This is a genomic window from Vibrio sp. V23_P3S9T160, from assembly GCF_963886625.1.
GTDB classification, from domain to species: Bacteria; Pseudomonadota; Gammaproteobacteria; order Enterobacterales; family Vibrionaceae; genus Vibrio; species Vibrio anguillarum.
Genome location: NZ_CAWPDB010000075.1, coordinates 1 through 3041, shown reverse-complemented (window position 1 = coordinate 3041; position 3041 = coordinate 1). Strand labels below are relative to the sequence as shown.

The following is a 3041-nucleotide window of genomic DNA, read 5'->3' as shown; positions in this document are numbered from 1 at the left end:
ACTAAGTTTTCCCATTAAAATTTATATATTGATTTTGCTGAGGCTCAATAAAGCATAACGCCGCGTTAAGGGGCGCAGGCACGCAATACAAAAGTAACCGCATAGCACCTTAACCACTAAACCTTACGCAAATTGAAAATGCCACGCGTGCCAAGTCCCGCTTTAACGCTTTGTTAGGCATTTTCCAACGTGCTGATTTTATTACTTAATTCCCAACATTCTAATGACTCACCATCACTATCCACAACAATGTTTTTATAAATGAATCCATTTTTGCGAACAACATTAAGTGACGCAGAGTTCTCAGAAGATATCAATGCAAAGACAACTTTGACCAAACCAGATTCAAACGCTATTTGGCAAAGTTTGTTAACTGCTAAAGTTGCAATACCTTTACCTTGATGGCTAGAAGAAACGTTGTAGCCAATTTCAACTCGACCGCCGTTCGGTGGATTCTTGAAACCACAACTGCCAATTAACTGGTCATTTGACGTCATAAAGTATGGTAAAGACCAAACTTCACATATCGAATCACGATAATGATTAAGAGAGCGCTCTAAAACATGATTTGGAGGAACTCCGTCGATCATATACTTGAGATCAGATTGACCATAACGCAACATTTTTAGCTCATTTTCATTTAGCTGAATGAGTTCCATAATTTCCTTATGCCTAACGCCCGGTTAAGGGGCAGCCAACGCCATTACCAAGCTTCCGCATAACACCGTAACCACAAAAAGCAACGCATGGTAAAAATGCCACGCGTTGGCTGTCCCTCTTGAACCGTTTGTTATGCTTAAGCTTCAATGACTTACGTTTTACCAAAAGCAAGATTAACTCAGCTTTGATGCACAAAAAAAACCCGAAAACCAAAAAAAACTGAAATGACTCATAATTTTGAAAATCAGACTTTGAACTTTTGCAGTCAAAACTCAAAAACCTAAGATCAAATTTCTGATTGAGCCAACCGCCTTCACCTCGCGCTTGCCCGAAAATTGACTGAGGCAACTCTCAGAATTTTTAGCGCCAAAGAATAAGTGTCCAGAAAACAGCGCCCACTGAAGCTAACTTGCCGACAAACGCGAAACCAACCAGCCGAAGGAGCAAAGAAAAGCCATAAACCACTGTTTTGAAATGATTAAGCATAACGCCCGGTTAAGGGGCAGCCAACGCCACTGACAACTTAACGCATAACACCGTAACCACAAAAACCAACGCATGATAAAAATGCCACGCGTTGGCTGTCCCTCTTGAAGCGTTTGTTATGTGTTTGTTTACGCCATACCAACATAACCGGCTTGCTCTTGGAGTCTTTTACACCACGCTTGAATATTGGGGTAATCGGATAAGTTAAATCCACCCTCATCAGCAACATGCGTATAAGCGTACAGTGCAATATCAGCAATCGTGAGTTGCTTACCGACAAGGTAATCCGTTTGAGCTAAGCGACTTTGCATTATTGATAAGGCTTTATTACCTCCAGGTTGTAAGGCGTGATATTCATCTAACCTTGACTCTGGCATACCTTGATATTTTTGGATAAAACGGGCCACTGCAATAAATGGCTCATGACTGTATTGTTCAAAGAACAACCATTCGTACATTTTAGCCTTTTCATATTTGTCACTAGGGATCAACGCTGTACCATCTGCAAAATAGCCAAGAATTGCGTTCGACTCTGACAAACAACGGCCATCATCCAAAACAACTGCGGGTATTTTTCCGTTTGGGTTAATGGATAAAAACTCAGCTGTTTTTGTGTCACCTTTTAAAATATTGACGTGATGCCATTCATGTTCAATGCCTAAGAAAGCAAGCAACAGCTTGACCTTGTAACAGTTGCCAGATTGGATATCTCCATAAACCTTCACTACAAATCTCCTTTTGTAAACTCAAAAACACATAACGCCCGGTTAAGGGGCTGACAACGCAAAAACACTAAACCTAAAATAACAGCCGTAATCACAAAAGCTGATTTGAACAAAAACCGCCACGCGTTGGCAGTCCCTCTTTAACCGTTTGTTATGGCTAACAACTCTCTGATTTATCGAACAAAACTTTCAAGGCAAATCTAACCTTTCATCTCGACATTCATAAGAGCCCATTTCAAACTCTCGACAAATCCAAGGTCGATTCTCATAAATCGTGCACATGAATGTTTCTCGGTCTAAAGCTGAGCACCAACCATCCGCCAAACGTAGCATGGTTTCCCTACCCCATTGGTCGAAAGCAATGTGTTGCTCTGGCACACCTGTATCTGTAATGATCATGACCTCTAAACGACAGCAACAAGCCTGGCAGTTTGAGCAAGAAATTTCCGTACTAGATACATTTTTAATTGGAATTGTCATCGTGTTCTTCAAATCAGTGCAATCGCAGCATAGTACTCCAATTTGAACCAATTTATCGACATTCGTGACCAACTCAATTTGGTAGCCATAACGCCCGGTTAAGGGGCAACCAACGCTACTACCAAGCTTCCGCATAACACCGTAACCACAAAAAACAACGCATAATAAAAATGCCACGCGTTGGTTGTCCCTCTTGAACCGTTTGTTATGTAACTATCTAACGGCAATAGAAATTTCTACAGAATTAGCACTTTTGTAATACTCAAAGTCTGTTGTATACGCTCGTTCGTGAGGACAGTGTTCAGAAGCAAAATAATTCCAAACCTCATTCCACAAATCGATAACTACTTGTGGCATTTCACCAGTAGCTGAAAAAGTCACGTACTTACCAGAGGAAACATTCGTTTTTACTGATTCTGACAATAATTGTGCTGATAATGTGTCCGAACAAGCGATAACATCGAAAGCACCAGTAAAATCAGATTCATAGTTTGTGTATAAACCATACACTTTTGACTTGTCGGTTAACTTTGGAACTGCATTTAAGTAAAATTTTTCCCAAAGATTTCCGATTTTTGCAGTCATAGGATTCATTTCATCTGCATTAGTCGTACGAACGACGAACCCCGTAACCTCAAAACCATTAATTTCACTGATGTTCATTTTTTCTCCTAGTTACATAACGCCCGG

Annotated in this window: 4 protein-coding genes and 1 pseudogene; all 5 read right to left on the bottom strand. The window is 40.5% G+C overall.

Annotation, left to right across the window (positions count from 1 at the left end):
- Nucleotides 1-173: 173 nt before the first annotated feature.
- Nucleotides 174-659, bottom strand: coding sequence for a GNAT family N-acetyltransferase (locus AACU59_RS04090; protein ID WP_161437626.1), 486 nt, complete (start codon nt 657-659; stop codon nt 174-176).
- Between the two features lie 273 nt (nt 660-932).
- Nucleotides 933-1118 (bottom strand): annotated as a pseudogene (locus AACU59_RS04085) (hypothetical protein).
- Between the two features lie 156 nt (nt 1119-1274).
- Nucleotides 1275-1871, bottom strand: coding sequence for a glutathione S-transferase family protein (locus AACU59_RS04080; protein ID WP_094145218.1), 597 nt, complete (start codon nt 1869-1871; stop codon nt 1275-1277).
- A 189-nt stretch (nt 1872-2060) separates the two neighbouring features.
- A complete protein-coding gene (locus AACU59_RS04075; RefSeq protein ID WP_094145217.1) occupies nt 2061-2351 on the bottom strand; it encodes a YkgJ family cysteine cluster protein in 291 nt (96 codons plus the stop codon).
- Nucleotides 2352-2564: 213 nt separating this feature from the next.
- Complete coding sequence (locus AACU59_RS04070) at nt 2565-3014, bottom strand: GyrI-like domain-containing protein (RefSeq protein WP_094145215.1); 450 nt, start codon at nt 3012-3014, stop codon at nt 2565-2567.
- Nucleotides 3015-3041 lie beyond the last annotated feature (27 nt).

Bases quoted from the DNA above. Each gene is read 5' to 3' on its own strand.
- AACU59_RS04090 (WP_161437626.1), bottom strand. From the start codon at position 659: ATGGAACTCATTCAGCTAAATGAAAATGAGCTAAAAATGTTGCGTTAT.
- AACU59_RS04075 (WP_094145217.1), bottom strand. From the start codon at position 2,351: ATGACAATTCCAATTAAAAATGTATCTAGTACGGAAATTTCTTGCTCA.
- AACU59_RS04070 (WP_094145215.1), bottom strand. From the start codon at position 3,014: ATGAACATCAGTGAAATTAATGGTTTTGAGGTTACGGGGTTCGTCGTT.